Here is a 4,660-nt window from a genome sequence, read left to right as displayed (position 1 = left end):
GAGGGGGCGTTGCGGACCCGCACGGTCAGCCGCTCCTTGTCCGCGTCGATACGGACGTCGGCGGCGGGGGCGGCGGGCGCGTGCCGGCGCACATTGGTCAGCGCCTCCCGCACCACCCGCTGCACGGACGTCTCCACCTCCGGCCCCAGCCGGGCCCGCCGCGCCGCGTCGGTGACCTCCAGCGCCACCGGAGGCCCGCCGTTGCGGGTGAACTCGGCCACGAGGGAAGGGAGTTCGTTGAGCGTGTCGCCGGGCCGCAGGGGCTCGCCCTCCTCCTCGCGCAGCACCCGCACCAGCCGCCGCATCGAGTCCAGCGTCTCCGTCCCCGCCCGCTCGATGCCCTCCAGCAGCGGGTCCACCTGCTCGGGCGCGGTCTGCCGGATGGTGCGGGCGGCCTGCGCCTGGATGACGATCCCGGTGACGTGGTGGGCGACGAAGTCGTGCAGATCGCGGGCGAGTTCGCGCCGCTCGCCGTCGCGCACGGCCGAGATCGCGCGGAGGCGGCGGCCGTCGAGGACGCGCAGATAACTGCCCAGGCCCACGGCGGCGCCGACGAAGAAGGTGAGGGCGAAGGAGAAGGCGACCATCAGGTTCAGCTCGGCCATGCGCAGGGGCGCCACGATGACCGCGAGGCCCAGGGCCGCGCTCAGCGCGACAGCCGTGCCCGGCGGCCCCTCCCTGCGCGCGACGCGCGTCAGGGCCAGCAGCAGGCAGGCGGTCTCCAGGAGCCCCCACGCGCCGTTGACGATGCGCTCGCCGGGCAGCAGCAGGAAGCCGGTCAGCAGCCAGGACAGGACGACAGCGGCGGCGGTCCGCCAGGTCAGGGCGCGGGGCCGGGCCGACGGCAGCAGCACCAGCGCCGCGATCAGCGGCCCGACCACGGGGAGCAGCCAGGCCCGCGGGCCGGCGCCTGCATGGCCCGCCCTGGCGGAGGACAGGTCGGCGAACCAGAGCAGGGCGAGTGCCGCGTACAGCGCGCAGCCGGCCAGGTGCCGGGCGCGGAGACGGGGGAGCGGTGCGCGATCTTCCACGGGCCCCAGGCTACGGAGCGGGCGCGGGCCGCGGGGTCGGCCGATCGGCCGATACGGGGACGGGGGCGCTCGGCCGGTCGGCCGGTCGGCCGTGGTCCGGGGGCGGCGGGCGTCCGCCCGTACGGTCCGTACGGATGCGGGCGGGGGCGGCTCGTACGGCCTGGGGCGAGCGGCTGTCCGTACGGGCCGGGGCGGTTCGTGCGGGAGGGGGCGGAGCAACTCGTACGGGCCGTGACGAGCGCCATGGTCGCCGGACGCGACGCATTCGCGGTGTGCGCGTGTCGCGTGACTACGATGGGCCAGCCGGTGGCCCCTTGGCTACCCGGCCCGCTACGACCTCCGGGAAGGCCATGCTGAACAAGTACGCGCGTGCTTTCTTCACGCGTGTTCTCACGCCGTTCGCCGCTCTGCTCATCCGGCTCGGCGTCAGCCCCGACGCGGTGACCCTCATCGGGACCGGCGGTGTGATGGCGGGCGCGCTGGTCTTCTACCCGCAGGGCGAGTTCTTCTGGGGCACCGTCGTCATCACCCTGTTCGTCTTCTCGGACCTGGTCGACGGCAACATGGCGCGCCAGCTCGGCCGCTCCAGCCGCTGGGGCGCGTTCCTCGACTCCACGCTGGACCGGGTCGCCGACGCCGCGATCTTCGGCGGCCTCGCGCTCTGGTACGCGGGCGGCGGCGACAGCCTCACCCTCTGCGCGGTGACGATCTTCTGCCTCGCCAGCGGCCAGGTGGTCTCGTACACCAAGGCGCGCGGCGAGGCGATCGGCCTGCCGGTGAACGTCAACGGGCTCGTCGAGCGCGCCGAGCGGCTCGTCATCTCGCTGGTCGCCTGCGGCTTCTCCGGACTGCACAAGTTCGGCGTGCCCGGCATCCAGGTGCTGCTGCCGATCGCCCTGTGGGCCGTGGCCGCCGGCAGCCTCGTCACGCTGGTGCAGCGGGTGGTGACCGTACGCCGCGAGGCCGCCGAGGCGGACGCCGAGACCCTGGCCCAGGGCGGCGACGCCGCATGAAGGACCAGCTGACCGACGCGTTGTACGGGCTCGGCTGGAGCACCGTGAAGAAGCTGCCCGAACCCGTGGCCGTACGGCTCGGGCAGCGGATCGCCGACACCGCCTGGAAGCGGCGCGGCAAGAGCGTCCTGCGCCTGGAGTCGAACCTCGCGCGCGTCGTCCCCGACGCCACCCCGGCGCGCCTCGCCGAACTGTCGCGGGCGGGCATGCGCTCGTACCTGCGCTACTGGATGGAGTCCTTCCGGCTGCCGGCCTGGAGCAAGGACCGCATCCGCGGCGGCTTCGCCCCGCAGGACGTGCACCACCTGGAGAACGGCCTGGCCAGCGGTCGCGGCGTCATCCTCGCCCTGCCGCACCTGGGCAACTGGGACCTCGCGGGGGCCTGGGTCACCACCAAGCTGGGCGTGCCGTTCACGACGGTCGCCGAGCGGCTCAAGCCCGAGACGCTGTACGACCGGTTCGTCGCCTACCGCGAGGGGCTGGGCATGGAGGTCCTGCCGCACACCGGCGGCAGCGCCTTCGGCACGCTGGCCCGGCGGCTGCGCGCGGGCGGCCTGGTCTGCCTGGTGGCCGACCGGGACCTGTCGGCCTCCGGCGTCGAGGTGAAGTTCTTCGGCGAGACGGCGCGGATGCCCGCGGGCCCTGCCATGCTGGCGCGGCAGACCGGCGCGCTGCTGCTGCCGGTCACGCTCTGGTACGACGGGACACCGGTCATGCAGGGCCGGGTGCACCCGGAGGTTGAGGTTCCGGAGACCGGAACCCGCACCGAGCAGGCCGCCGCCATGACCCAGCAGCTGGCCGACGCGTTCGCCTCGGGCATCGCCGAGCACCCGGAGGACTGGCACATGCTCCAGCGCCTGTGGCTCGCCGACCTCGAACCGCGGGCGGACGGGGCCGACTCCGGGCCCCGGCCCGACGCCGGCTCCAGACCTGAGCCCCACTGTGATGACAGCTCCGGAACGGAGAAGCCTTGAGGATCGGGATCGTCTGCCCGTACTCGTGGGACGTCCCCGGCGGCGTCCAGTTCCACATCCGCGACCTCGCCGAGCACCTGATCCGGCTGGGCCACGAGGTGTCCGTACTGGCCCCGGCGGACGACGAGACACCGCTGCCGCCGTATGTGGTCTCCGCCGGACGTGCCGTACCGGTGCCCTACAACGGTTCGGTCGCACGGCTCAATTTCGGATTCCTGTCGGCCGCGCGCGTCCGCCGCTGGCTGCACGACGGCGCCTTCGACGTGATCCACATCCATGAGCCCGGCACGCCGTCCGTCGGCCTGCTCGCCTGCTGGGCGGCGCAGGGCCCGATCGTGGCGACCTTCCACACCTCCAACCCGCGCTCCCGCTTCATGATCGCCGCGTATCCGATCCTCCAGCCCGCGCTGGAGAAGATCAGCGCGCGCATCGCGGTGAGCGAGTACGCGCGCCGCACCCTGGTCGAACACCTCGGCGGCGACGCGGTCGTCATCCCCAACGGCGTGGACGTCGGCTTCTTCGCCGACGCCGAGCCCAAGGAGGAGTGGCAGGGCTCCACCATCGGCTTCATCGGCCGCATCGACGAGCCGCGCAAGGGACTCCCGGTCCTGATGCGCGCGCTCCCCGCGATCCTCGCGGAGCGCCCCGAGGCCAGGCTGCTGGTCGCCGGGCGCGGCGACGAGGAGGAAGCGGTGGCGAGCCTGCCCGAGGAGATGCGCGCCCGCGTCGAGTTCCTCGGCATGGTCAGCGACGAGGACAAGGCGCGCCTGCTGCGCAGCGTCGACGTGTACGTCGCCCCCAACACCGGCGGTGAGTCCTTCGGGATCATCCTGGTCGAGGCGATGTCGGCGGGCGCGCCGGTGCTCGCCAGCGACCTCGACGCGTTCGTCCAGGTCCTCGACCAGGGCACGGCCGGCGAGATCTTCGCCAACGAGGACGCCGACGCGCTCGCCGCCGCGGCCGTTCGCCTGCTCGGCGACCCCAAGCGCCGCACCGAGCTCAGCGAACACGGCAGCCGTCACGTACGCCGCTTCGACTGGACGACGGTGGGCGCGGAGATCCTCGCCGTCTACGAGATGGTCACGGCGGGCGCGGCCTCGGTGGCGGCCGACGAACGGGCGGGACTGCGGGCGCGGTTCGGGCTGGCGCGGGACTGAGGAACCACGGGCCTTGCGGCCCTGGGCCGCCGGTTGTCGGCCGTCGGTTCGTCGCTGTCGATTCTCGGCCTTCGGCCCTTGGCTGCCGGGGATTCACGGCAGGGGCGAACCACGGCCCAGGACTTGGCGGGCTCGCGGACAGGTGACGGGCCTTGGCTTCGGACCTTGGCGGGTTCGCGGACGGGTGACGGCCCTCGGCTTCGGACTTGGCGGGTTCACGGCCGGCGGGTGCGGTCCACGGCTCGGGGTCCGGCGGGTTCGCGGCCGGGGCCGGTTGTCCGGACGGGGGCTTACGGTCGCGCGCCGATCACCGGCGTCTCGCGGCGGAACCCCGCGGACGGGCGTTCACGGGAACGAGCCGGCCGGAGGCTCACAGGCGTGGGCCGGCCGCCGGGACGCGGCGGCCGGGCCGGACTGACTGGCCGATCAGGCGCCGCTCGTGCCCGGTTCCGGCGCGGCAGCGCCCCGGCGACGGCCGATCAGGG

At 74.0% G+C, this 4,660-nt stretch carries 4 protein-coding genes; 3 read left to right on the top strand and 1 reads right to left on the bottom strand.

Translation table 11 applies throughout. The features are described from left to right. Positions 1-1,031 (bottom strand): sensor histidine kinase (locus tag ACFU99_RS33875; protein WP_384399453.1); only part of this gene is annotated, 1,031 nt, incomplete at its 3' end. A gap of 350 nt (positions 1,032-1,381) precedes the next feature. Here ACFU99_RS33875 and pgsA point away from each other — a divergent pair. The 3 genes from pgsA to ACFU99_RS33860 are packed head-to-tail and all read left to right on the top strand — an operon-like array spanning position 1,382 to position 4,175. Further along, positions 1,382-2,044 carry a phosphatidylinositol phosphate synthase gene (gene pgsA, locus ACFU99_RS33870; RefSeq protein WP_384399450.1) on the top strand — a complete coding sequence of 221 codons (663 nt, stop codon included), beginning with the start codon at positions 1,382-1,384 and terminating at the stop codon, positions 2,042-2,044. Next, positions 2,041-3,018 carry a phosphatidylinositol mannoside acyltransferase gene (locus ACFU99_RS33865; protein ID WP_384399447.1) on the top strand — a complete coding sequence of 326 codons (978 nt, stop codon included), beginning with the start codon at positions 2,041-2,043 and terminating at the stop codon, positions 3,016-3,018. Before pgsA ends, ACFU99_RS33865 begins: the two co-directional genes overlap by 4 nt. After that, positions 3,015-4,175: a glycosyltransferase family 4 protein gene (locus ACFU99_RS33860; protein WP_384399444.1), complete on the top strand. Its 1,161-nt coding sequence runs from the start codon at positions 3,015-3,017 to the stop codon at positions 4,173-4,175. The genes ACFU99_RS33865 and ACFU99_RS33860 overlap by 4 nt, the downstream gene beginning before the upstream one ends. The last annotated feature ends 485 nt before the right edge of the window (positions 4,176-4,660 follow it).

It is taken from the genome of Streptomyces sp. NPDC057654, assembly GCF_042800135.1.
Lineage (GTDB): Bacteria > Actinomycetota > Actinomycetes > Streptomycetales > Streptomycetaceae > Streptomyces.
The sequence above is the reverse complement of the archived record's forward strand: the minus strand, read 5'-3'. Positions and strand labels throughout refer to the sequence as shown.

Excerpts from the sequence above, each read along its gene's own strand:
- pgsA (WP_384399450.1), top strand. The coding sequence starts at position 1,382 with ATGCTGAACAAGTACGCGCGTGCTTTCTTCACGCGTGTTCTCACGCCG.
- ACFU99_RS33865 (WP_384399447.1), top strand. The coding sequence starts at position 2,041 with ATGAAGGACCAGCTGACCGACGCGTTGTACGGGCTCGGCTGGAGCACC.